This is a genomic window from Chitinophaga arvensicola, assembly GCF_900110835.1.
GTDB classification, from domain to species: Bacteria; Bacteroidota; Bacteroidia; order Chitinophagales; family Chitinophagaceae; genus Chitinophaga; species Chitinophaga arvensicola.
Genome location: NZ_FOJG01000001.1, coordinates 1,892,847 through 1,915,940, shown reverse-complemented (window position 1 = coordinate 1,915,940; position 23,094 = coordinate 1,892,847). Strand labels below are relative to the sequence as shown.

Below are 23,094 nucleotides of genomic sequence, written 5' to 3'. Positions count from 1 at the left end.
AACATGAAGCGTTCCATCACAATAGCCTTTATCAGCCTTATCACACTAAGCGCCTGCAATAAACAACTGGATGAATTACGTCCGCACAACGTTATCAATGAAGATGCGCAATTCAGTACACCTAACGGCTTCGCCCAGGCAGCACTGGGGCTGTATCCGATGCTCACCACCGGTGTAGCTATGGAAAACAGTTCCTTTGGATATGGAGATATTACCATGTTCCTCTCAGAAACACATGGTAATAATATCCGCAGCAACGATCTCGGTCCTAACAAATACGCCGACGCGTTTGACTATATCAATTCACCGGATAAAGATCACAGCTGGACTTATTCCCTGTGGAGGGGCAGCTACTTCATTATCCTGCACGCCAATAAACTACTGGATAATGTGGCCAAAGGAGAACAGAACCCCGTTATACTTCAGGCTAAAGCAGAGGCGTTATTTGTAAGAGCTTTTGTATATTTTAACCTGGTACGCTTTTACGCAAAGCCTTATTACCAGGATGCCGCCGGTTCACCCGGTGTGATGCTGATTACCACTGCCGCCAACAGCACCGATTATAAACCGGCCCGGGCAAGCGCCAAAGCCGTATACGAACAGGTGATATCCGATCTCGAAACAGCGATCCCGTTATTCAACCAGGAAAAGTCCAACAGCTTCTCCGGAAAAATGGCCGCTGCTGCATTGTTATCGCGGGTATACCTCTATATGGGCGGTACCTTTCAGCAACCGGATGCAACGTTTAACCAGAAGGTAATCACCTATGCAGACCAGGTGATCAACAGTAACAAGTATACATTGCTGAAAGATAATGACTACCGTGCTTACTATAATAGCAGCAACGCGGCGAACAAAGAAGATATATTTGCCGGCAATATTGACTTTGGTAGCTCCTCCATCAGCCAGCAATATGCTTATCCGCCACAGATCAACTATACCGGTGGCTATTACCGCCCATCACCAGACCTGCTGTCACGCATTTCTAAAACAGATCTGCGCAGTTCTCATTATAAAATAAATATAACGCCAGGTTTTCCGAACGACAGCATCGCCACGGTAAAATATATGTATCAGTATACCGCTATTTACAGTAAGTCGCCTTTCCGCTTCGTGCGCCTGGCAGAAGTATATCTCAATCGCGCAGAAGCCAATGCCAAGCTGGGTAAAAAAGATGCTGCGCTGGCTGATCTGAACATCATCCGTAACCGGGCAGGACTGACTTCCGTTGATCTTTCCGGGCAGGCGCTTTTCGATGAGATAATGCTGCAACGCCGGCTGGAACTGGCCTTTGAAGGACATAACGGCTTTGACTATTTCAGAAATGGCTTACCAATGGTGAGAGACTATACCTCTGCCAGTAGTGGTGCTATGAATATAACGGCCACCAATCCGAAAATATTACTGCGCATCCCGCAGGAAGAAATTATACTCAATCCTAATCTTACACAAAATGAACAATAGTATTATGAAGAAAATAATCTGCGTACTATCATTACCGTTAGCCTTTTCGCAACTGGTATCTGCACAGCAAAAATTCAGTATATCCGGTACTGTTACGGGAGATGCACCCGCCAAATACTACCTGCAATACAGCGATGGTACGAAGCGTATCACCGACAGCGCCATCGTAAAAAACGGCAGCTTCCGTTTTACCGGTACATTGGCACAAACCACTCCGGGAATGTTCTCTGCTGCCCTGAGCAACAACATGACAGGAAATAAAAAAGAACAGGCCTACTTGTTCCTGGAGCCCGCTCCCATGACCATCAACATCAAAAATGGCGATCTTTCTACCATTGTATTAAAAGGATCTGTGAGTAATGAAGATAATGTACAACTGGAGAAGGCAAAAGAAGCAGCCACTGTACAATACAAACCATTGCTGGAAGCATTACGCAATGAAAAAGATCACGATAAATCAGCAGCCATCCGGGAACAGCTGACACCGTATTTCAATATTAACAGTCAGTTATCCCGGAAATTCATCCGGGAACATCACAACTCCTACCTGAGCCTCTACCTGATGCGCTTTGAAGTAGGCAGCATGACACTGGATTCTGCAAAGTATTACTATAACAGTCTCAGTGCTGCTTTACAAAAAAGTAAAGACGGACAGGAAATAGGGAAAGAAATAAAAAGCCTGGAAGCAGGCTCCCCCGGCAGTGTAGCATTTAATTTCAGCAAACCGGATATCAACGGGCAGCCACTCAGCTTATCCGATTTTAAAGGAAAATATGTACTGCTGGATTTCTGGGCCAGCTGGTGTGTACCCTGCCGCGCGGGTAATCCACATCTGCTGGAACTGTACAAACAGTACAAAGACAAAGGCTTTGAAGTAATCAGCGTATCAGACGACGACCGCAATCATGATGCATGGAAAAAAGCAGTGGAAAAAGATGGTATTGGTGTGTGGAAACATGTGCTGCGTGGCCTCGACATGAACAAACGTATGAAGAACGAACCTAACCCGGAAGATGTAAGTGATCATTTTGGTATTCATTCTTTGCCCACCCAGATATTGGTAGACCCGAAAGGTGTGATCATAGCCCGTTATGGCGGCGGTGGTGAAGAACATGAAGCGCTGGATGCGAAGCTGAAATCAGTTTTGCCGTAATAATAAAAAACCAACCACAAGGCGGTATCACAGCAGTGATACCGCCTTTATTTTTTTAGCGCTTTACCATATACTTCCAGGGCACGTTTGCGTGCTTCTTCATGCACTACTACTGGCTTTGCGTAATCGAATCCTTCAAATTCAGGCACCCATTTGCGGATATATTGAAGGTCCTTATCGAACTTCTGTGTTTGAAGCGTTGGATTAAACACACGGAAATAAGGCGCCGCATCGCACCCTGACCCCGCCGCCCATTGCCAGCCCCCGTTGTTGGCGGCCAGGTCATAATCGAGCAGTTTGGCGGCAAAATAAGCCTCTCCCCAGCGCCAGTCGATCAATAAATGTTTAGTGAGAAAACTGGCGGTAATCATTCGCACGCGGTTGTGCATAAAGCCAGTAGTATTTAACTCCCGCATACCTGCATCCACAATAGGATAACCAGTTTCGCCTTTACACCATTTATCAAATTCCTTTGTATTATTCCGCCATTCAATTTTATCGTATTCTTTCTTAAAAGCGTGTCCTACCACATGTGGAAAATGCCAGAGGATCATCTGGTAAAATTCCCGCCAGATTAATTCTTTCGCAAAGGTAGCATTGAGCTGCATCGCCTGCTGCATTAATGCGCGAATACTGATGGTACCAAACCGAAGATGTAAACCGAGCCTGGAAGTGCCTTCTACAGCGGGAAAATCACGGGTAGTATCGTAATGTTTGATCAGTGCTTCCTGTAATTCCTTTGCAGGAAAATGTTTTTCACCTGCAGTAAAACCCATCGTTTTCAGTGAGGGAATTTTCACCGGTGATTGTTTAAAAAGATGTTGTTCATACTTTTTAACCGGATAGGGTTTCAGATGAAAAAAGGTGAGGGTATCATACCACTTACGGCTATACGGTGTAAATATCGTATATGGTTCACCGTTATCTTTCAACACCTCATTCTTTTCCAGGATTACCTGGTCTTTATAACTATGAAATGAAATATCTTTTTTACTGAGTTGCTTTGCTATCAGGGCATCGCGTTGTTTTGCATAAGGTTCGTAATCATGATTAGTATATACAGCGGTTACGTTGTATTTGCTCGTCCAGTGTGTAAACGCTGCTTCCGGCGTGCCATGAAACACATCCAGAGAAGCGCCTTTCTGTTGCAATTGTGCCTGCATTTCTTCCAGTACCGCATGAATAAATGTAAGCCGCCGGTCCTGTTTGTCTTCCAGGTCATCGAGAATATTGGTATCAAATACAAACACAGGCACTACCGGGTTTCCGGCGCGCAACGCATAATAAAGTGCTGCCTGGTCTTCCAGCCGCAGATCACGGCGTAACCAGCATAAACTGACTGTCTGTTCCATTTTCATCCATTAATTTTTACAGCATTCCTTCATGCAATACCTCGTGTAAGATCGCAGCAGTGGCATTTCCATAGCTACTGTCGCGGAAGAGGCCTACCCAGCGGATTCCGTAGATCGCATTGGTTAAAAATATTTCGTCTGCATTTTCCAGGTCTTCTATACTCAGTGGTTTTTCTTCTACCTTAAATGGCAGTTCTGTTCTGAGCAGGTATTTGCGCATCACGCCACATACACCGCCTTCCGAGAGAGGGGGTGTATACAGGATTTTATCTCTTACGATGAATACATTGGCAATGGTACTGTCGGCCACCCGTCCGTATGGATTGAGCAGGATGGCCTCATTGAGCCGGTGTTGTTTGGCATACATGGCAGCCATTACATAAGGTAAACAGTTGTTGGATTTCAGGGAAGATAGTTTATCACAGCTCTTTTTCACGTCCGGAAACACATCCGTTACCAATCCGTTCTGATTCAGTTCCAGCACGGTTCTGCTCAGTTCCCAGCATTGGATCAGGTAATTGGGTAAATTATTGATGGGATCGTACAAACCGCCATCAGAGCGGAACACAGCTACACGTACACGGGCCATCTGTGCCACGTTGTTTTTATTACAAAGTTCGAGTATCTGTTTTACAAAAAAATCTCTGGTGAAATGCGCAGGAATATCAAAATGAAGCAGGTGCAAACTGGCGAGTAGCCGCTCAAAGTGCAGGTCGGCCAGCAGCACTTTTCCCTGGTAGACTTTCAGGGTTTCAAAAAAGCCATCCCCGTATCTGAAAGATCGATTGTCTGCCGTAAAAATCGGGTCGGCTGCAGGAATATATTTACCGTTATAACAAAGAAATCCAACTTGCACCTCGAACTATTTTAGCAAGTTGAAAGGTACCAATTATTTAGGGATTTATAAGTTTAGAGATTTAGACATTTTGTTTCAGGTAAGTATGTATTCTAAAAACAAAATATCTAAATCTCTTTATAAAGCCGGGAAATTATTTACGTTTCTGCAAATGCCCGAAACGGATGCCCACAAAGCCATCCAGCTGATGAGCAGAGCCCATCAGCGCGCTCAGTACACTGCCGGAACCTACATATAACGGACCTACACGGAAACTGGCTCCTGCATTCAGCTTCGACAAGCCATTGTAGCTCACCGGCAGAAAGAATCCGAATATACGGCCATCATAACGTGGTGTGATGCTGAAGCCACTGTAATATTGTGTATTGTAAGGTTTCTTTTCACCACCGGTTAAAGCCAGCTGCACATTTGCATTTACGTAAAAGTTGTTGTGAATATGGTAATCACCGTCCAGTTGTAAAGTGGTAGGCAGACTAACCGCATACTTCGCACTATTGTTATCGGCAGCAGGCGTAAAATATTGCGGGTATTTACCCAGCTCAGTTTTGTAGTTGTCCAGTTTTACATCCTGCAGGTTTTTCATAGAAAACTGCTGACCTGTCGGTATACCGATGGTAAAGGTTCCGCTACGGGTTACATCACGCTCATACTTTATTTTACCGATATCCATGAGAGAGAGGCCGAAACGGAATTTGTATTTGTTACTGCCTTTACTGCTGTTGTTTTCACTGGCAGGACGATATTCATACACTACTCCCAGCTCGGCGCCAATACCGTGACCGGTTGTTTTAGTAGCATCTGACGCTTCAAAATCAGAGAGGTTCATACCGGAGAAGTTCATGCCTATTTTACCAGCTGCATTGGTCAGATAAGCATCCTGCTGACCTTCATCTACGTTCATAGTGGCATGCAGTTTATCGATGTTGACCGACCCGTTCATGGAACCTGCCAGGTATTTGAGGCTCACACCTGCTTTCAGGAAATGGGGACCTGCGGTAATCACTTCCCGTGCAACAGACACACCATATTCCGTCCAGGCATTTACGCTGATGCGCATGTTGCTATTGGAGGCAATATTGTAAGGGAGATTCGCCGTAGAAGAAAGATCATTCATGATCTTATCCGCCAGTTTGCCGTCGAGGTCCGTTACATTGGCTACAATGCGGGCGCGGGTGCTCACTGCAAAAGAAAACTTTCCTACGTTAAACATCACAGAAGGCGCGAGTACACCGAGATTTACCAGGGCTTTGGTGGCGCCTTTACTTTGTCCAAACAACTGACTCTTGATAGTGTCTTCACCAAAAGAAGAACCGGCATTACTCAGTTTATACTTCAGCTGATTGTTCGAAACGCCGATGTTTACGCCTACCAGGTTTACATCCCAGCGGAAACGACTGTCGGCTATATTCGCCGGGTTAGAAAATACGCTGGTAACGCCTGCATAATTACTGGTCCTGAAGCCTGGCAGATCCTGGGCCTGGGAGTAAAGTGCGCAACACAACAATAATGCGGATGTAAAAATCCTTTTCATAGTGACTATTATAGGTTAGGAATAAAAGAGATTAACAACTTAGATATGCAAAAATATATTTATTTAAATTAATCATATAGTATAAACACGACAACTTTCTAAATAAAAAAGCCCTGCTTTCCGGTGATGGAGCGCAGGGCACGGTAAAGTATATACGAGGTTATCGGTTAAAACTGCATTTCAGGAATTTCTCCTTCTACAATCAGTTTACCGGCAGTTTTTGAACGGATTTCGTCCACCGTTACGCCGGGGGCGCGCTCCAGGAGTTTGAACCCATCAGGGGTTACATCCAGCATGGCCAGTTCAGTAACAATCTTCTTCACACAATTTACACCCGTGAGTGGCAAGGTGCATGCCGGCAGTAATTTGCTTTCTCCTTTGGGATTGGTGTGCATCATCGCAACAATGATGTTCCTGGCAGAGGCAACGAGGTCCATCGCACCGCCCATGCCTTTCACCATTTTTCCGGGAATTTTCCAGTTGGCGATGTCTCCTTTGTCAGACACCTCCATGGCGCCGAGTACGGTGAGATCCACTTTACCGGCGCGGATCATTCCGAAGCTTTCCGCAGAATCGAAAAAGCTGCCGCCCGGAAGCAGGGTAACTGTTTCTTTACCTGCATTGATCAGGTCTGCGTCAATATCTTCTGCAACAGGATAAGGTCCCATTCCTAATATTCCGTTTTCAGATTGCAGCATAATGGAAACACCGGCGGGGATATAGTTAGATACCAGTGTAGGAATACCGATGCCCAGGTTCACATACATACCATCCTGTAGTTCCTGTGCAATTCTTTTGGCTATACCATATTTATCGAGAGGCATAAAAATCAGATTTGAAGAGTGGAGAATGTGTTGAACTAGATCTTAACGGTTCTGCGTTCAATTCTTTTTTCATAATCACTGCCCTGGAAGATGCGGTGGACATAGATTCCCGGCACGTGTATGTGATCCGGATCCAGTTCTCCCGGTTGTACAAGCTCCTCCACTTCCGCAATGGTGATTTGCCCTGCTCTGGCCATGGAGGTACTGAAATTACGCGTGGTTTTACGGAACACCAGGTTGCCCAGTGTATCCCCTTTCCAGGCTTTTACAATCGCGTAATCAGCGTGTAATGCCAGTTCCATCAGGTGTGGCTTGCCATTAAATACCCTTACTTCTTTTCCTTCGGCAATCTCGGTACCGTAACCAGCCGGGGTAAAAAAAGCAGGAATACCCATACCGGCCATCTGGATACGGGTGGCCAGGGTACCCTGTGGGATCAGGTCTACCTCCAGTTCTCCCGCCAGCAATTGTCTTTCAAATTCTGCGTTTTCGCCTACATATGAAGACATCATTTTCCTGATCTGCCTGGTTTTCAATAACAAACCCAGGCCAAAATCATCTACACCTGCATTATTGGAAATACAGGTAAGGTCCTTTACCCCATTCTTTACAAGGGCTGTAATACAGTTTTCCGGAATTCCACACAAACCAAATCCTCCCAGCATCAGAACCGCTCCATCCCGGATATCTTGTATGGCATCGTCGGCATTTGCTACTACTTTGTTCATGTTTTGGTGTTTTATAGATTAGAGGTGCCGCTTCACAAAAGGCCGGATAGTATCGACTCTTGGCAGCAACAGCACACTGTCTGCATACGGGAAAATGCTTTTCAGACGGAATCTCACCGGGGCGTTTTCATCAATCGGATTGCCCAGGCGTTGCTTTCTGTTGGCGATATCTGCCTGTACCTGCTGAAAAACTTCCTTCAGCCTGTTCGGGTGACTTTCATAATATTTGTAACTCTCCATGAATTCCTTCACACTTACTTTATGCAGGTCCAGGATTTGTTTATAGAAGATCTTCACCCGCTGCTGCCGCAGGGAGTCGGTCATCGGTGTAAAATTGATATCCACCTGCTGTTCATTGCTATAGGCGTCTGCCAGGGACATATCTACCAGGATAGCGGTCATCTCATCTTTTGAAATGTATTTACGCGGCACATTGTCACCATCACCGCAGGCGAATAAAAACAGTACCAGCAAAGCCAGGGTGGTGTATTTCATCATCATACTCGTTATAATATCTTTTTGCAGCAGACTGCTGTTATTTCATTTGTTGATACTTCTGCGCATTGGGAATATCCATCTGGGACAGCAATTCCGCAGCACGACTTTTTTCCTGTGGTGTTGCCTTCGAGAATATTTTCAATAATTCTTCTCCTTTCGCACTGTAAAAAGTTTGCATCAGCATGGAGTTGGGGATGTCCTGGTGAATGGAATACAGCATATTCAGGCAGTTAAGGATTGCTGCACGGCCTTTTGCCACATCATCATACATCACATCCAGTCCAAGCCGGTGATACTGGTACATCACATCATGAAACTGCAGAAACTTCGCGTTCAACAGGTTGTCCTGTAGCCAATAGCGGTTGCGGTTACCTTCAAAAGCTTTCCAGCCGGAAATGTCTTTTCCATCCGGTGCATTATTCACAATATTCAGTGCTTTCTTATAATACATATCTCCTCCGCGCGGTGCAAAGGAGTCATAGTCGAGCCCCAGGATGATATTCACATAATAGGCCAGAACAGCCGTCAGGTTGGACGCCAGCGGGTCATTTCCCACAATGCGGGTATCGCTGAATTCCAGTTGCTGGAATTCCACATACCGGAACACGATGTTGGGGTCCTGGATATTCAGGAGACTGGTCACATAACCGCTGTTGAACACCGGTCTGGTGGCCTGAATGGTAAGTGTTCCCTTATAGGTATCAGGCCCGGAGGTACCTGTGATATTCAGGAGGAAGTTGCATTCTATCCGCTCTGCGGGTGTAAAGGCATCATTCGCCCAATGCCGGTTATTCAGGAATTCCCGGATAGAATTCTGCAGGGTGGTAAATATTTTTTTGTCGACCCCCTGTACCTGTTGGGCAACTACCGATACATTGGCCCTGATTTCCTGGGCCCTGGCGGGATGAACGCAGATAAATAAAAAAATACCTGCCAGCAGCAGGATCAACGGGAAACGATTATGCATGTTGCAATTCGATTATAGCGGAAACAATATCCTGAGCCACTTCCTGTTTGGATTTGAGGGGGAAGCTACGTTCCTGGCCGTTTTTATCAAACAGGGTTACTTTGTTGGTATCATAGTTAAAGCCGGCACCGGCATCTGCCAGGGAATTCATGACGATCAGGTCCAGGTGTTTTTCACGCAGCTTTTTCAGTGCATATTCCTTTTCATTGTTTGTTTCCAGGGAGAAGCCTACCAGCAATTGCTGTGGTCCTTTGCTATCGCCCAATGAACGGAGGATGTCGGGTGTTTTTTCCAGGTCGATGTGCAATTGCGCTTCTCCCTTCTTGATTTTCCGGTCGGCCACATTTGCGGGGCGGTAATCTGCTACTGCGGCGGCGGCTACTACAATTCCGGCATGCGGAAACCTGGTGGTTACGGCTTCAAACATCTCCTGAGCGGTTTGCACCTTGATAGTAGTGATACCAGTATGGGAGGTTTGCTGGGAAGTGGGACCCAGCACCAGTTGAACGTTGGCGCCGGCATCAGCCAGGGCTTCCGCGATGGCGATACCCATTTTCCCGCTGGAATGGTTGCTGATATAGCGAACCGGGTCTATATGTTCGATAGTTGGACCAGCCGTTACAATGGCGGTGGTGCCGTTTAGTGGTTTATTTCCGTTTTTCTGCTGAAAATGCGTTTTCAGGAAAGCAACTATCTGTTCCGGTTCCGCCATCCGTCCTTCTCCGAAGAGGCCACTGGCCAGTTCACCGGTAGCGATCGGAATTTGCTGATGACCGTAGGAGATGAGTTTATCCACATTGCTGCGGGTGGCAGGATGATGCCACATGTCTTCATCCATGGCAGGGGCAAACATCACCGGGCAGGTAGCGGAGAGATATACCGCCAGCAGGAGGTTATCACAGAGCCCGAGCGCCATTTTGGCGATGGTATTGGCAGAAGCGGGGGCAATGAGCATGACATCGGCCCAGCGGCCCAGCCTCACATGGTTATTCCAGCTGTCGTGATCACTGATGTTCAGGGGAACCTCGTTTTTAGAGAGGGTGGCCAGGGTAAGGGGAGTAATGAAACCGGTGGCAGCGTTGGTCATTACGACTTTCACTTCGGCGCCTTCCTTTACCAGCAGGCGTATGAGGGTAGCAGCCTTGTAGGCGGCAATGCTGCCGCTCACTCCCAGGAGGATTTTCTTTCCTTGTAGCATTTTGATAGCGTCCATGGACATATACAAAAACAAAAGCGGCAGAAATCATTCTGCCGCCATGAAATTAATATTTTTATTTTTCGCAATCACGCGCCACACAAAATAAAGTGCGGGCGATTAGCTAAACAAATCGTCATCGTTCTTGCGGAAATAAATTTTGCTGTCCAGGAACTCCTGTGTAGCCTGGATCGCAGGATTTGCCAGTCTTTCATAAAACCGGGAAATTTCGATCTGCTCCTTGTTCTCATGCACTTCTTCAAGATTGTCAGTATGACTGGCAAACTCTTCCAGTTTGGAATGGAGCTCCTCTTTCACGGAAATATTGATCTGATTGGCGCGTTTGGCTATCACGGCAATAGACTCATATAAATTACCAGTTCTGTTCTTAATATCGGTAGTATTTTTGGTTTCTACCCAGGGATTAAGGCTACTGGTTAGACTTCGCTTTAATTTGCTCATTATCCAGTGATTTTATGTTGTTTTGTGCTAAGGTATAAAATTTTTCGGCATCCGGCTTTAATTTGCTGTTCGGGTAGTGATCCGCGAAGTCCAGGTATTCGTCGAGAACAGTGGCGTAGCGCTCTTTTTGTCTCTCGGGAATACTGTTTTTAGCATAATTATAGTAGGATCTGATGGCCATTACTTTGTAGCCATCGCTTTTATCAGAGTCGGGGTAATTGCGCATCAGGTTTTTGAAGGCAATACCGGCGGCTTTGAAGAAGCCCAGGTTATAATACAATTCGGCGCTGGAGAACTCTTTCTTTTCCAGCTTTCTTCTGCACAACTCGATTACGAGGTTCGCTTCTGACACTTTTTCGGCGGTTGGATAGTTATTGATGAAGGTTTGCATGGCAGCAATGGCCTTCATGGTATTGGTCTGATCCAGGGATACCTTAGGTGACTGTTTGTAATAGCAGTAAGCCTGCATATAATCTATCTCCACGGCTCTGGGGCTGTTCGGGAAGAGGTCCAGGTAATTCTTAAACTGGAATGCTGCCTGTACATAATCCTTTACATAGTAAGAGCAATATGCGAAATTGTAATACATAGGCTCAAACTTATCAGTACCCTTGTACACCTGTACGAGGTCTGTATAGAGCGTGATGGCCGTATTGTATTTTTTCTTTTGGAACAGCTGGTTGGCGTAATCCAACTTCTTTTCAAAGTTGTTGCTTTTCTCTATCCTCCGCAACTGGTTGTTACAGGAGGTAGTTACGATTACGGCAAGAACACTGATGTACAATAAAAATTTCCGCATAAAAGAGTGGCAAAATTAAGAATTAAATGTAAATGTAAGGCAGAGAGATTTTCATTGCTGTTAAAATTTTGCAAAAGGGGGAATTAAATCGCCGAATGCTGGGTTTTCCACTATCGCGGGAGTTGCTGACATTTTTCCCACCAGGGTGTGGAAAATTGAATTTCCTGGCATTGAAAACGCAAAAAAAGACCTCAAATTATAAAATTTACTTACGCATAAATATTAAAACGCATCATTTTCCCACCCGCTATCATTTTTTGGAAGGACGCACCCCATGGGCTACTAACACGATATTCACAATCAAACATGCGTTATGCACACATTTTACACATGCATTATGATTTAATGCACCATATCCGTGCATAAATGATAGCGAAAGGCCTATGATGCAGGCGCTTGCATCTGTGGAAAAAATTTATAAAGTATTTTTTCGTTAAAAAGTGGGAAAAAGTGTTATTTTGTGTTAGAAAATGGATTTTCAAGGACTTTGCCCCATGGTATGACAGGATTTCTCGGTGAATATGAATCGACGCTGGACGCAAAAGGACGCTTTCTGTTACCTGCCGGATTCAAAAAGCAGTTAACAGACGGGGCCGGAGGACAGTTTGTGATTAACCGAGGGTTTGAAAAATGCTTGTCCCTGTATCCCATGAATGAATGGCAGCCTATTTTCGAGCGTATCAGCAAGTTGAATGACTTTGATCCAAAAGTAAGGGAATTCAGGCGGTACTTCTTAAACGGGGCGACCATTCTGGAGTTAGACAGCGCAGGAAGACTGCTGGTACCGAAAAACCTGCTGTCGTACGCCAATCTGGAAAAAGATATTGTGCTGGCAGCAGCATCCAATAAAATCGAGATCTGGGATAAAGGTAAATACCAGGAGTTCTTTGAAAATTTCTCACCAGGAGCGTTCAGTGATCTGGCACAACAGGTAATGGGAGGAGGAGATAACAACATTTCAATTTAAAGAGGGGAGCATATGGGCGAACAACAATATCATTTACCCGTTCTGCTGCAGGAAACAACGGAGCTTTTACAGATCAATCCCGATGGGATTTATGTAGACGCCACGTTTGGAGGCGGAGGACATTCAAGAGCCATATTGGAGAAACTGGGTGAAAAAGGACGGCTGATAGTATTTGATCAGGATGAAGACGCTTACCGGAACAGGATCATAGACGAACGTGTCACTTTTGTACAACAAAATTTCCGTCATCTGCAACGCTTTCTGAAGTTACATAAAGCAGAACAGGTAGACGGTGTACTGGCGGATCTGGGCGTTTCATCGCACCAGTTCGATACAGCAGAAAGAGGCTTCAGTATTCGCTTCGATGGCGATCTGGATATGCGGATGGATACAAGAACTGAATTTACTGCCGCACAATTGCTGGCAACATGGGGCGAAGCCAGGTTACAACTGATTTTCCAGGAATACGGAGAAGTAACCAACGCCAAAACCCTCGCACAGACAATCGTAAAGCAGCGCAAAACACACCCCATGCGCACCATCACTGAATTTAAATCAGTGATCCAGCCTATCGTAAAAGGCAACCCGCAAAAATACCTGGCGCAGGTTTTCCAGGCTTTGCGTATCGCCGTAAACGATGAACTGGGCGCACTGAAAGATTTACTGGAGCAAGCTACCAACGTGCTGAAACCGGGAGGAAGACTCGCCGTCATTACTTTCCACTCGCTGGAAGACAGGATGGTGAAAAATTTTATGAAGACTGGAAGTTTTGAAGAAGCACCGGAAGATCCGTTTGCAAAAGAAACACCCCCTAAATTGTTCAGATTAATCACAAAAAAACCGGTTACCGCCAGCGATGCAGAATTGAAACTTAATGGAAGATCCAGAAGTGCAAAACTGCGGGTGGCCGAAAAACAAGCGTGACGTGGATTTAACCGCGCACCACATCCTACCCTATCCTATACACATCTGTTTTGGTTTGCGTTCAGGTTTATATTGTCAATTTTTAAAAAGGCATAGAGCGTGTTGCAGGAAGAAGATATAGATACCATCCAGGAAAGTCCGGCGGAAGAAATTAATACCCCACCGGAACGTAAAGAATGGCGTTTGCGCATCAACTACAGAGCGTTGGTGCAAAACATGCCCTTTATCGGCTTCCTGGCAGTGCTGGCACTGGTCTATATCGCCAACAGCCACCTCGCCGAGAAAAAGATCAGACGTATCAACAAACTGGGCAAAGAAATTAAAGAGCTGAAGTGGGAGTACATCAATGTGAAAAGTGAGCTCATGTTTCGAAGCAAAATGAGTGAAGTCAGCAAGTCCGTAGAGCCGCTGGGCCTTAAACAACTCAGCTCCCCTCCACAGAAGATTGTGCTGAAAAAGGAAACAGAAAAATGAATTTAATACTGATGCCTGACGCTGCCCGCCTGACCCAGAACTCAGGTCGGGGATGCTGGTAAATCAAATCAATGGCAAGCATCTCAATTACAAATGCAGCCAGTGTCAGGTATCTTCTTATAAGCTCTTAGCTGCTAGCTGTTAGCCTTTTGCACAACGCAGAAGGTTAACAGCTAAAAGCGGATAGTCAAAAGCTAAAATAACATCGTGGATGTAAAAAAGGACATATTGTGGAGAGTGTATCTGTGCCTCATCGGCATGGCGCTCTTTAGCGTGGCCATCCTGGTGAAAGTATTCTATATCCAGAATGTACAGGGCAACTACTGGCGTAGCATGGCAGACAGCCTGCACACCGGTTATGTTGCACTCGACGCTGAAAGAGGTACCATCTACTCGGAGGAAGGCAGAATGCTGTCTACCTCTATTCCCTATTTTGACATCCGGATAGATTTCGCCGCCGATGGACTCCGGGATAAAAATGGAAAAGTGTTCAAGGAAAACCTCGACTCTCTTTCCTATGCGCTTTCCCAAACTTTCGGCGACCGTAGCAAAGCAGCCTACAAAACCATGCTGCAGGAAGGATACAAAACAAAGGACCGTTACTTTTTACTGAAAAGAGACGTGCCCTTTAACCAATACCAGGAGTTACGCTCCTTCCCGATGTTTCGCCTCGGCAAAAACAAAGGTGGTATGATCGCTGAATCAAAAAGTAAGCGCATCAATCCCTTTAAACTGCTCGCCAACAGAACCATCGGGCTGGCCCGCGAAAACTCACAGAGCGTAGGTCTCGAAAGAACCTACAACGATTACCTGAAAGGCGTTACCGGTAAAAGACTGATGCGCCGCATCGCCGGAGGTACCTATGTACCCGTAGATGGATACGATATTGAACCGGAAAATGGCCGCGATGTTGTTACCACCATCGATGTGAATATGCAGGATATCGTGGAAACCGCCCTCATGAACATGATGGTGCAGAATGAAGCCGATCACGGCACCTGCATTCTCATGGAAGTGAAAACAGGCAAAATAAAAGCTATTGCCAATCTCGGTAAACAACCCGATGGCAACGGCTACTGGGAAGATATGAATTATGCACTGCAGGTAGCGGAACCCGGTTCCACTTTTAAACTGGCTACCGTTATCGCTGTGCTGGAAGATAAATATGCCACCATGAACTCCATGGTGAACATGGATGGTGGTCACTGGCAGGTAGGTCGCAGAACGGTATTCGATTCCGAACCGCATCCCGGCCCGCAAAACGTTACCATCAAACACGCATTTGAACTGAGTTCCAATGTGGGAATGGCGAAAATTGCCTACCAGTACTATAACCGCCAACCGAATAAATTCGTTGGCCACCTGAAAAGGTTAAGACTGGATCAGTTCACAGGAATAGATCTGATCGGTGAAGGAAGACCGGTGATTAAAACCACCGCCTCCAAAACCTGGAGCGCTACTTCCCTGCCATGGATGGCATTCGGATACGAAGTACTGATCAGCCCACTGCAAACATGCATGTTGTATAATGCAGTGGCCAACAATGGTAAAATGATGAAACCCTACCTCGTCAATTCTATACAGGAATATGGCCAGGTAGAAAAACAATTTGAACCTACTGTATTGCTGGACAGCATCTGTTCTCAAAACACATTGAAACAGGTACAAGCCATGCTGGAAGGAGTACCTATAGACGGCACTGCAAAAAAACTGCGGAGCCCCTATTACACCATTGCAGCTAAAACAGGTACCGCACTTGTGGCCAATGGCAACCGTGGATACGCAGATAAAATCTATCAATCGTCGTTTGCGGGCTACTTTCCTGCAAATGACCCACAGTATACCTGTGTAGTAGTGATAAAAAATAAACCGCATGCTTTGCGCTTCTATGGTGCAAACGTTGCGGGTCCCGTGTTTAGAGAAGTGGCAGATAAACTGTACGCAATCGCGGTAGAAAGACAAAAACCCATGCAGGCTACCATGCAACTGGATACCCTGCTGTCACTGAAAAATGGCAAAGGCAGTGAATGGAAACAAATCCTGGGGAAATTACAACTGCCTGTCAGCAGCACTCCAGCCAACAATAGCTGGGTAAGCGCAAAAGTGACAGACCGTAAAATTGCCTTCCAGCAGGTAAACCAGACAAAAGGCGCAGTGCCTGATGTAACCGGAATGGGATTGAAAGATGCCCTCTACCTGCTCGAAAACGCCGGACTACGCGTAGTAGTTAAAGGTGCCGGTAAAGTGAAAATACAATCACTCCCCGGCGGAACTAAAATTGGAAACGAACAAACCATCGTAATAGAACTGAGCTAGATGAAGACGCTGCGAGACATATTGTATAATGTAAGCATCCAGGCGGTGCATGGCAACACAGATATTGCCATTCACGCCCTGACGACTGACTCCAGGTCCGTAGGATCCGGAGATGCTTTCATTGCAGTGAAAGGCGTACACGTAGACGGACACGTGTACATTGAAAAAGCAATTGCATTGGGCGCAGCTGCAGTGATCTGTGAAACACTACCCGAACAACTGGCAGAAAATGTATGCTATGTACAGGTAGCCAACAGCGCTAACAGCAGCGGGATCATGGCAGGTAACTTCTATGATAACCCCTCTCATAAAATACAACTGGTTGGCGTAACCGGCACCAATGGCAAAACGACCATCGCGACGCTGTTGTTCCGCTTATTTACCAAACTGGGATATCACTGTGGACTATTATCTACGGTACAAAATCAGATAGGCGACACCGTTATACCGGCCACACATACCACACCGGATCCCATCAACCTGAATGCATTACTTGCACAGATGGTGGCAGACGGATGCCTGTATGTATTTATGGAGGTAAGCTCCCACGCCATCCACCAGCAACGTATTGCCGGGTTGAAATTCGCGGGAGGCATCTTCAGCAACATCACACATGATCACCTGGATTATCATAAAACATTCGATGAATATATCCGGGTAAAGAAATCATTCTTTGACAACCTGCCCACAGGTGCGTTTGCCATCACCAATCTCGATGATAAAAGAGGAATGGTGATGCTGCAGAATACAAAAGCAAAAAAAGCTACGTACAGTCTGCGCACCCTGGCGGATTTCAAAGGCAAAATCCTGGAAAATAATCTCACAGGATTAGTGATGCTGGTAGGTGATACAGAAGTACACTTCCGCCTGATCGGTGAATTCAATGCCTACAACCTGCTGGCCGTTTACGGTGCCGCTGTATTACTGGGCATTGATAAAGCCAAAGTGCTACAGGCTTTGAGCGACACCACCGGTGCAGAGGGCAGATTTGACTATATCATTTCAGATAAGGAACAGATCATCGCCATTGTGGATTACGCACACACGCCGGATGCATTGAAAAATGTACTGGCTACCATTAAAAATCTGCGTAAAGGCAATGAACAGGTGATCACCGTGGTAGGCTGCGGTGGCGACAGAGATACCACCAAACGCCCTGTGATGGGAGATGTAGCCGCAGAAAACAGCGACCGTGTAATCCTGACCTCTGATAATCCCCGCTCGGAAGACCCGGCGGAGATCATCCGGGAAATGGAAGCAGGTATCCCTGTTCACCTGAAAAAGAAAACCATTTCCATTACCGACAGGAAAGAAGCCATTAAAACGGCGCTTTCACTGGCTAACCCGGAAGACATTATCCTGGTAGCCGGTAAAGGACATGAAAAATACCAGGAAATCAAAGGCGTAAAACACCACTTCGATGATAAGGAAGTGCTGCTGGAGCTGATGAAAACCCTGGAGAAATAAACTAAAACGAAAGATAGAATACTTAATAATCCAATGACTTAAAAGCTTGTCCACCCCGAACAGCGTGGGCAGGTTACGACTAAAACATATGTTATATTATTTTTTAAATTACCTGAAAACAGAATTTAAGATCAGCGTCATCGGCGGTGGTATGTTTCAGTATATCACTTTCCGTGTAACGATGGCATTATTGCTATCGCTGATTATTTCTTTGCTGTTCGGTAAAAGGATTATTAAGTTTTTACAGAAAAAACAAATTGGCGAAACGATCCGTGAACTGGGCCTGCAGGGAGAAAACTCCAAAAAGGGAACCCCGACTATGGGTGGATTGATCATCCTCTCCGCCATCGTGATTCCAACTTTACTTTTTGCACAGATCGGGAATGTATATATCTGGTTAATCCTGCTTTCTACCATCTGGTTAGGACTCATCGGCTTCCTGGATGATTACATCAAAGTATTCAAAAAGAACAAAGAAGGACTGGCCGGACGTTTCAAGATCATGGGGCAGGTAGGACTTGGTTTGATTGTTGGTTGTACTTTATACTTCAACAATGATGTTGTTGTATCACGCGAAGTAATGGGCGCAAAGAAACTGGCACCTTATGAAAGACAAGTTACCAATCACCCGGAGCGCGTAACCCGCGACGGACACCGCTTTGTTGATGTAAAAACACCGATTACCACCATTCCGTTTGTAAAGAATCACGAATTCAATTATTCCAAACTGATTTCCTGGATTCCGGGAGCAGAAAAATATACGTTCGTACTCTACATCCTGATTGTCATCTTCATTATTACCGCCGTATCGAATGGCGCTAACCTGACAGATGGGCTGGATGGCCTGGCAACAGGCGTTTCAGGGATCATCGGCATCGGCCTGGGGATCTTTGCGTACGTATCCGGTAACATCCAGTTTGCGGAATACCTGAACATCATGTATATCCCCAACCTGGGAGAGTTATCCATATTTATCGCGGCATTTGTGGGCGGATGTATCGGGTTCCTCTGGTACAATGCTTACCCGGCGCAGGTATTCATGGGAGACACCGGCAGCCTGGCCCTGGGCGGCATCATTGCTTCCCTCGCCATCATTGTAAGAAAAGAATTACTGATACCTATCTTCTGCGGTGTATTCCTGGTAGAGTTATTATCTGTGATGTTACAGGTTTCCTACTTCAAGTACACCAAGAAGAAATACGGCGAAGGCAGACGCATTCTGAAAATGTCGCCCCTGCATCACCACTATCAGAAAATCGGTTATCACGAAAGTAAAATATCAGTGCGGTTCTGGATCGTTACTATCATGTGTGTAGTATTCGCCATCGCCACTCTGAAAATGAGATAAAAAATAAATTCACTCAGTATTCAAAAAAATAAATGGCACATAAACTCATCATATTAGGAGCAGGAGAAAGCGGTATTGGCGCAGCATTGCTGGGAAAACAGCAAGGGTATGATGTATTTGTATCAGATGGAGGAACAATAAAAGACAACTATAAACAGGAACTGGCGGTAAACCAGATCTCTTTTGAAGAAGGACATCATTCCTGGGATCTCATACTGGAGGCAGACGAAATCGTTAAAAGCCCCGGTATCCCTGAAAAATCGGAACTGATGAAAAAGGTACGCGAAAAAGGCGTTCCCGTGATCTCCGAGATAGAGCTGGCCTACCGTTTCTCGACAGGTAAAAAGATCATTGCCATCACCGGCAGCAACGGCAAAAGCACCACCACCGCCCTCACCTATCACATCTTTAAAAACGCAGGTTTGGATGTAGCCATGGTAGGGAATATTGGTCTGAGCTACGCAAGGCAGGTGGCAACCGCACCAGCGGAGTATTATGTGATTGAAATCAGCAGCTTCCAGCTGGATGACATTAAGGACTTCAAACCCAATGTGGCCATCCTGCTGAACATTACGCCTGATCACCTGGACCGCTACGATTACAAAATGGAAAATTATGTAGCGTCCAAATTCAGAATTGCCATGAACCAGACAGCGGAAGACTACTTCATCTACTGCATGGACGATCCTGAGATCATGCGACATTTAGCGCAGCAACCCATTTATTCAGCATCAATACCTTTTACCATCATGAAACCACTGAAAGAAGGCGGCTTTATTGCCAACGACCAGTTGAACATCGATGTCAACGGAGATCCGGTTATCATGTCCATGTATGACCTGTCATTAAAGGGAAAACACAATCTGTATAATTCAATGGCAGCAGCAATTGCAGGCAGGACCATGGATATAAGAAATGAAAAAATCCGCGAAAGCCTCGCCTCATTCGAGAGCCTCGAACACCGCATGGAATACGTAACAACGGTTCGCGGCGTGGATTTTATCAACGACAGCAAAGCCACCAATGTAAACTCCGTATGGTTTGCACTGGAAAGCTTTGATAAACCCATCGTACTCATCATGGGCGGTGTGGATAAAGGCAACGACTACGATGCCATCCGCGACCTGGTGAAGGAGAAGGTGAAAGCAATTATTTGTATGGGTGTGGACAACACCCCCATCATTACCGCGTTATCAAAAGATACACCGGTGATGATCAACACTGCCAGTATGCATGATGCCGTGCAGGAAGCATTTAAACAGGCCACGAAAGGAGACATCGTTTTATTGTCGCCCGCCTGCGCCAGCTTCGACCTTTTCAAAAATTACGAAGACAGGGGCAGGAAGTTTAAAGATGAGGTAAAGGCGCTGTAATCGCAGCATTGATCAACATATATAGTAACATCTATCTGAATAATAAAAACAAAAAGTGAGAAGTTAATGTCAGGAGGACTGCTCTATAGAACCAAAGGCGATAAAGTTATCTGGACGGTAGTATTTTTTCTATCGCTGGTTAGCCTGCTCGCTGTATACAGCGCCACCGGCTCACTCGCCTACCGCGAAAGGGGCGGCCATACGGAGTATTATCTCCTGAAGCAGCTCACGGTACTGGTGATGGGCTTACTGATCATTTACTTTGCCCACCGCGTAAATTATACGATTTACTCCCGTGTGGCACAGATCGGGTTCCTGGTATCCATACCGTTGCTGATGTACACCCTGGCCTTTGGTTCGCATATCAATGATGCCAGCAGATGGATCCGGCTTCCGATCATCAACCTCACCTTCCAGACATCGGATGTGGCGAAACTCGCCATCTTCATGTATGTAAGCAGACAATTATCAAGAAGGCAGAATCTGATCAACGATTTCAAAAAAGGATTTCTGCCCATCATTATACCGGTAGGAATTATCTGCGCACTGATCATGCCGGCCAATATGAGTACAGCCCTGTTACTGGGCGCCAGCTGTATGCTGCTCTGCTTCATCGGCAGGGTACCCATCCGGTTCCTGGCTTCCATGGTAGCCGCAGGCACTGTACTGGTGGTATTGCTTTTCATGGTGGCCAAACTGACACCCATGGAAATGCGTACGAAAACCTGGGAAAAACGTATCGATAATTTCCTGCATGGAGATCATTCCGATATGCCGTACCAGGTACAACAAGCCAACATCGCGATTGCAGGTGGAGGCATTTTAGGTAAAGGACCCGGCAACAGTACCCAACGGAACTTTCTGCCACACGCCTATTCTGATTACATCTATGCTACCATCATAGAAGAATATGGCCTGTTTGGCGCGTTCCTGATATTGGCGGCCTATATGATTTTGTTACTGAGAAGTATCAGGATCTATAAAAGATGTCCGTATGCATTCGGCGCCTTCCTGGCAGTGGGACTCAGTGTCACATTGGTGATACAGGCACTGACCAATATGGCCGTAAACGTGCAGCTGTTCCCGGTTACAGGGTTACCGCTTCCGTTAGTGAGTATGGGCGGATCTTCGGTTTTATTCACCAGTATGGCCATCGGTATCATCCTGAGTGTGTCGAGAAATGTAGAAGAAATGGAAGGTAAACAGGCAGAAAAAGAACGGTTGGAAAGAGTAATGGCGCAAACAGAAAACGCTGCCGTCGCTTAATACGTATCTATAACATCAATTGTATCAGAATATAACATGCAACGCAAAGTGATCATAGCAGGAGGCGGTACCGGGGGACATATCTTCCCGGCGATAGCGATCGCAAATGCGTTGAAGAAAATCGAACCGGACATCAACATCCTTTTTGTAGGTGCCACCGGGAAAATGGAAATGGAGAAAGTACCACAGGCAGGTTATCCGATCGAAGGACTGGAAATCGCCGGTTTTAATCGCAGCAATATTTTCAAGAATATCCTGCTGCCTTTTAAAATCTGGAAAAGTCTTCGCCGCGCGAAGGCCATCCTGCAAAGCTTTCAGCCAGATGTGGTAGTAGGTGTAGGTGGATATGCCAGTTTTCCGATGCTCAACAGGGCACAGAAAAATGGAACACCCACCCTGATCCAGGAACAGAATTCCTTTGCAGGAAAAACAAATAAAATACTCGGAAAGAAAGCGAAAAAGATCTGTGTGGCATACGATGGTATGGAAAAATTCTTTCCGGCAGATAAACTGATAATGACGGGCAACCCGGTGAGAAATAGTATTTCCCAGTCGGCCGTTACCCGGGAAGATGCCCTGCAGCATTTCGGTTTAAGCACCGCCAAACAAACCATTTTCGCCGTTGGCGGCAGTTTGGGAGCTAAATCAATTAATGAAGGTTTACAGCCTTTGTTGCAGGAGATAGTGGCAAAAGATATTCAGCTGATCTGGCAAACGGGAAAGCCGTTTTACGAAACAGCCAAAGCAGCGGCTGCGCCGTATGCTTCGCATATCAAGGTATACGACTTCATCAACGTGATGGACTTCGCCTACAAAGCCGCCGACGTGGTATTATCAAGAGCAGGTGCGCTGGCCATCGCAGAATTATGTGTGGTGAAAAAGCCGGTGATATTTGTGCCTTACCCGTTTGCAGCAGAAGATCATCAGACATCAAATGCGATGAACCTGGTGAACAAACATGCGGGTTTGATCATTAAAGATGAAGAAGTACAAAACCAGTTAAGCAACGTGCTGTTCAGTCTTTTACAAAACAAGGCACTGATGCAGCAACTGGAAAACAATATCGGACAACTGGGCAATCCACATGCAGATGTGACCATTGCCAACCAGGTTTTAGGAATTATTTAGCA

At 45.9% G+C, this 23,094-nt stretch carries 21 protein-coding genes; 11 read left to right on the top strand and 10 right to left on the bottom strand.

The features are described from left to right. Window positions 1-3: 3 nt before the first annotated feature. Window positions 4-1,464, top strand: coding sequence for a RagB/SusD family nutrient uptake outer membrane protein (locus BMW79_RS08195; RefSeq protein WP_089892989.1), 1,461 nt, complete (start codon window positions 4-6; stop codon window positions 1,462-1,464). Window positions 1,465-1,468: 4 nt separating this feature from the next. Next, complete coding sequence (locus BMW79_RS08190; protein WP_089896828.1) at window positions 1,469-2,617, top strand: TlpA disulfide reductase family protein; 1,149 nt, start codon at window positions 1,469-1,471, stop codon at window positions 2,615-2,617. Between the two features lie 47 nt (window positions 2,618-2,664). On the opposite strand, the gene BMW79_RS08185 is transcribed toward BMW79_RS08190, so the two are convergent. The 10 genes from BMW79_RS08185 to BMW79_RS08140 form a co-directional block, all read right to left on the bottom strand. Continuing rightward, entirely contained in the window at window positions 2,665-3,969 is a 1,305-nt protein-coding gene (locus tag BMW79_RS08185) for a cryptochrome/photolyase family protein (RefSeq protein ID WP_089896827.1), read from the bottom strand. 16 nt (window positions 3,970-3,985) lie between these two features. Beyond that, window positions 3,986-4,825, bottom strand: coding sequence for an aminotransferase class IV (locus BMW79_RS08180; RefSeq protein WP_089892987.1), 840 nt, complete (start codon window positions 4,823-4,825; stop codon window positions 3,986-3,988). Between the two features lie 133 nt (window positions 4,826-4,958). Beyond that, a complete protein-coding gene (locus BMW79_RS08175) occupies window positions 4,959-6,356 on the bottom strand; it encodes a DUF5723 family protein (protein WP_089892984.1) in 1,398 nt (465 codons plus the stop codon). Between the two features lie 167 nt (window positions 6,357-6,523). Beyond that, a complete protein-coding gene (locus BMW79_RS08170; RefSeq protein ID WP_089892981.1) occupies window positions 6,524-7,180 on the bottom strand; it encodes a 3-oxoacid CoA-transferase subunit B in 657 nt (218 codons plus the stop codon). Between the two features lie 35 nt (window positions 7,181-7,215). Then, window positions 7,216-7,908 carry a CoA transferase subunit A gene (locus BMW79_RS08165; RefSeq protein ID WP_089892978.1) on the bottom strand — a complete coding sequence of 231 codons (693 nt, stop codon included), beginning with the start codon at window positions 7,906-7,908 and terminating at the stop codon, window positions 7,216-7,218. Between the two features lie 18 nt (window positions 7,909-7,926). Then, a complete protein-coding gene (locus BMW79_RS08160) occupies window positions 7,927-8,409 on the bottom strand; it encodes a DUF4296 domain-containing protein (protein WP_089892975.1) in 483 nt (160 codons plus the stop codon). A gap of 34 nt (window positions 8,410-8,443) precedes the next feature. After that, window positions 8,444-9,373, bottom strand: coding sequence for a type IX secretion system protein PorD (gene porD, locus BMW79_RS08155; RefSeq protein WP_089892973.1), 930 nt, complete (start codon window positions 9,371-9,373; stop codon window positions 8,444-8,446). Beyond that, window positions 9,366-10,586, bottom strand: a complete 1,221-nt coding sequence (gene coaBC, locus BMW79_RS08150) for a bifunctional phosphopantothenoylcysteine decarboxylase/phosphopantothenate--cysteine ligase CoaBC (protein WP_245752413.1) — start codon at window positions 10,584-10,586, stop codon at window positions 9,366-9,368. The genes porD and coaBC overlap by 8 nt, the downstream gene beginning before the upstream one ends. 102 nt (window positions 10,587-10,688) lie before the next feature. Next, window positions 10,689-11,030: a DNA-directed RNA polymerase subunit omega gene (locus BMW79_RS08145; protein ID WP_079469388.1), complete on the bottom strand. Its 342-nt coding sequence runs from the start codon at window positions 11,028-11,030 to the stop codon at window positions 10,689-10,691. Then, a complete protein-coding gene (locus BMW79_RS08140) occupies window positions 10,999-11,829 on the bottom strand; it encodes an outer membrane protein assembly factor BamD (protein ID WP_089892970.1) in 831 nt (276 codons plus the stop codon). Before BMW79_RS08140 ends, BMW79_RS08145 begins: the two co-directional genes overlap by 32 nt. A gap of 499 nt (window positions 11,830-12,328) precedes the next feature. Here BMW79_RS08140 and mraZ point away from each other — a divergent pair, with 499 nt between their 5' ends. From mraZ to murG, 9 genes are all read left to right on the top strand, one after another. Then, complete coding sequence (gene mraZ / locus BMW79_RS08135; protein WP_079469390.1) at window positions 12,329-12,796, top strand: division/cell wall cluster transcriptional repressor MraZ; 468 nt, start codon at window positions 12,329-12,331, stop codon at window positions 12,794-12,796. Window positions 12,797-12,808: 12 nt separating this feature from the next. After that, window positions 12,809-13,720 carry a 16S rRNA (cytosine(1402)-N(4))-methyltransferase RsmH gene (rsmH, locus tag BMW79_RS08130; RefSeq protein WP_089892967.1) on the top strand — a complete coding sequence of 304 codons (912 nt, stop codon included), beginning with the start codon at window positions 12,809-12,811 and terminating at the stop codon, window positions 13,718-13,720. Window positions 13,721-13,819: 99 nt separating this feature from the next. Continuing rightward, a complete protein-coding gene (locus BMW79_RS08125; protein ID WP_245752411.1) occupies window positions 13,820-14,194 on the top strand; it encodes an FtsL-like putative cell division protein in 375 nt (124 codons plus the stop codon). Window positions 14,195-14,401: 207 nt separating this feature from the next. Continuing rightward, window positions 14,402-16,510 (top strand): penicillin-binding protein, encoded by a 2,109-nt coding sequence (locus tag BMW79_RS08120; protein ID WP_089892965.1) that lies wholly within the window; start codon window positions 14,402-14,404, stop codon window positions 16,508-16,510. Next, window positions 16,511-17,977, top strand: a complete 1,467-nt coding sequence (locus BMW79_RS08115) for a UDP-N-acetylmuramoyl-L-alanyl-D-glutamate--2,6-diaminopimelate ligase (protein WP_089892963.1) — start codon at window positions 16,511-16,513, stop codon at window positions 17,975-17,977. It begins immediately after the preceding gene. An 88-nt stretch (window positions 17,978-18,065) separates the two neighbouring features. Beyond that, window positions 18,066-19,325, top strand: coding sequence for a phospho-N-acetylmuramoyl-pentapeptide-transferase (mraY, locus tag BMW79_RS08110; protein ID WP_089892961.1), 1,260 nt, complete (start codon window positions 18,066-18,068; stop codon window positions 19,323-19,325). Window positions 19,326-19,357: 32 nt separating this feature from the next. Continuing rightward, complete coding sequence (gene murD / locus BMW79_RS08105) at window positions 19,358-20,698, top strand: UDP-N-acetylmuramoyl-L-alanine--D-glutamate ligase (protein ID WP_089892959.1); 1,341 nt, start codon at window positions 19,358-19,360, stop codon at window positions 20,696-20,698. A 66-nt stretch (window positions 20,699-20,764) separates the two neighbouring features. After that, window positions 20,765-21,964, top strand: coding sequence for an FtsW/RodA/SpoVE family cell cycle protein (locus tag BMW79_RS08100; RefSeq protein ID WP_089892956.1), 1,200 nt, complete (start codon window positions 20,765-20,767; stop codon window positions 21,962-21,964). Between the two features lie 36 nt (window positions 21,965-22,000). Beyond that, window positions 22,001-23,092 carry an undecaprenyldiphospho-muramoylpentapeptide beta-N-acetylglucosaminyltransferase gene (gene murG / locus BMW79_RS08095; protein ID WP_089892953.1) on the top strand — a complete coding sequence of 364 codons (1,092 nt, stop codon included), beginning with the start codon at window positions 22,001-22,003 and terminating at the stop codon, window positions 23,090-23,092. The last annotated feature ends 2 nt before the right edge of the window (window positions 23,093-23,094 follow it).

Coding starts and splice junctions, on each gene's coding strand:
- BMW79_RS08195 (WP_089892989.1), top strand. CDS start 4: ATGAAGCGTTCCATCACAATAGCCTTTATCAGCCTTATCACACTAAGC.
- BMW79_RS08190 (WP_089896828.1), top strand. CDS start 1,469: ATGAAGAAAATAATCTGCGTACTATCATTACCGTTAGCCTTTTCGCAA.
- BMW79_RS08185 (WP_089896827.1), bottom strand. CDS start 3,969: ATGGAACAGACAGTCAGTTTATGCTGGTTACGCCGTGATCTGCGGCTG.
- BMW79_RS08175 (WP_089892984.1), bottom strand. CDS start 6,356: ATGAAAAGGATTTTTACATCCGCATTATTGTTGTGTTGCGCACTTTAC.
- BMW79_RS08170 (WP_089892981.1), bottom strand. CDS start 7,180: ATGCCTCTCGATAAATATGGTATAGCCAAAAGAATTGCACAGGAACTA.
- BMW79_RS08165 (WP_089892978.1), bottom strand. CDS start 7,908: ATGAACAAAGTAGTAGCAAATGCCGACGATGCCATACAAGATATCCGG.
- BMW79_RS08160 (WP_089892975.1), bottom strand. CDS start 8,409: ATGATGATGAAATACACCACCCTGGCTTTGCTGGTACTGTTTTTATTC.
- porD (WP_089892973.1), bottom strand. CDS start 9,373: ATGCATAATCGTTTCCCGTTGATCCTGCTGCTGGCAGGTATTTTTTTA.
- coaBC (WP_245752413.1), bottom strand. CDS start 10,586: ATGGACGCTATCAAAATGCTACAAGGAAAGAAAATCCTCCTGGGAGTG.
- BMW79_RS08145 (WP_079469388.1), bottom strand. CDS start 11,030: ATGAGCAAATTAAAGCGAAGTCTAACCAGTAGCCTTAATCCCTGGGTA.
- BMW79_RS08140 (WP_089892970.1), bottom strand. CDS start 11,829: ATGCGGAAATTTTTATTGTACATCAGTGTTCTTGCCGTAATCGTAACT.
- mraZ (WP_079469390.1), top strand. CDS start 12,329: ATGACAGGATTTCTCGGTGAATATGAATCGACGCTGGACGCAAAAGGA.
- rsmH (WP_089892967.1), top strand. CDS start 12,809: ATGGGCGAACAACAATATCATTTACCCGTTCTGCTGCAGGAAACAACG.
- BMW79_RS08115 (WP_089892963.1), top strand. CDS start 16,511: ATGAAGACGCTGCGAGACATATTGTATAATGTAAGCATCCAGGCGGTG.
- mraY (WP_089892961.1), top strand. CDS start 18,066: ATGTTATATTATTTTTTAAATTACCTGAAAACAGAATTTAAGATCAGC.
- murD (WP_089892959.1), top strand. CDS start 19,358: ATGGCACATAAACTCATCATATTAGGAGCAGGAGAAAGCGGTATTGGC.
- BMW79_RS08100 (WP_089892956.1), top strand. CDS start 20,765: ATGTCAGGAGGACTGCTCTATAGAACCAAAGGCGATAAAGTTATCTGG.
- murG (WP_089892953.1), top strand. CDS start 22,001: ATGCAACGCAAAGTGATCATAGCAGGAGGCGGTACCGGGGGACATATC.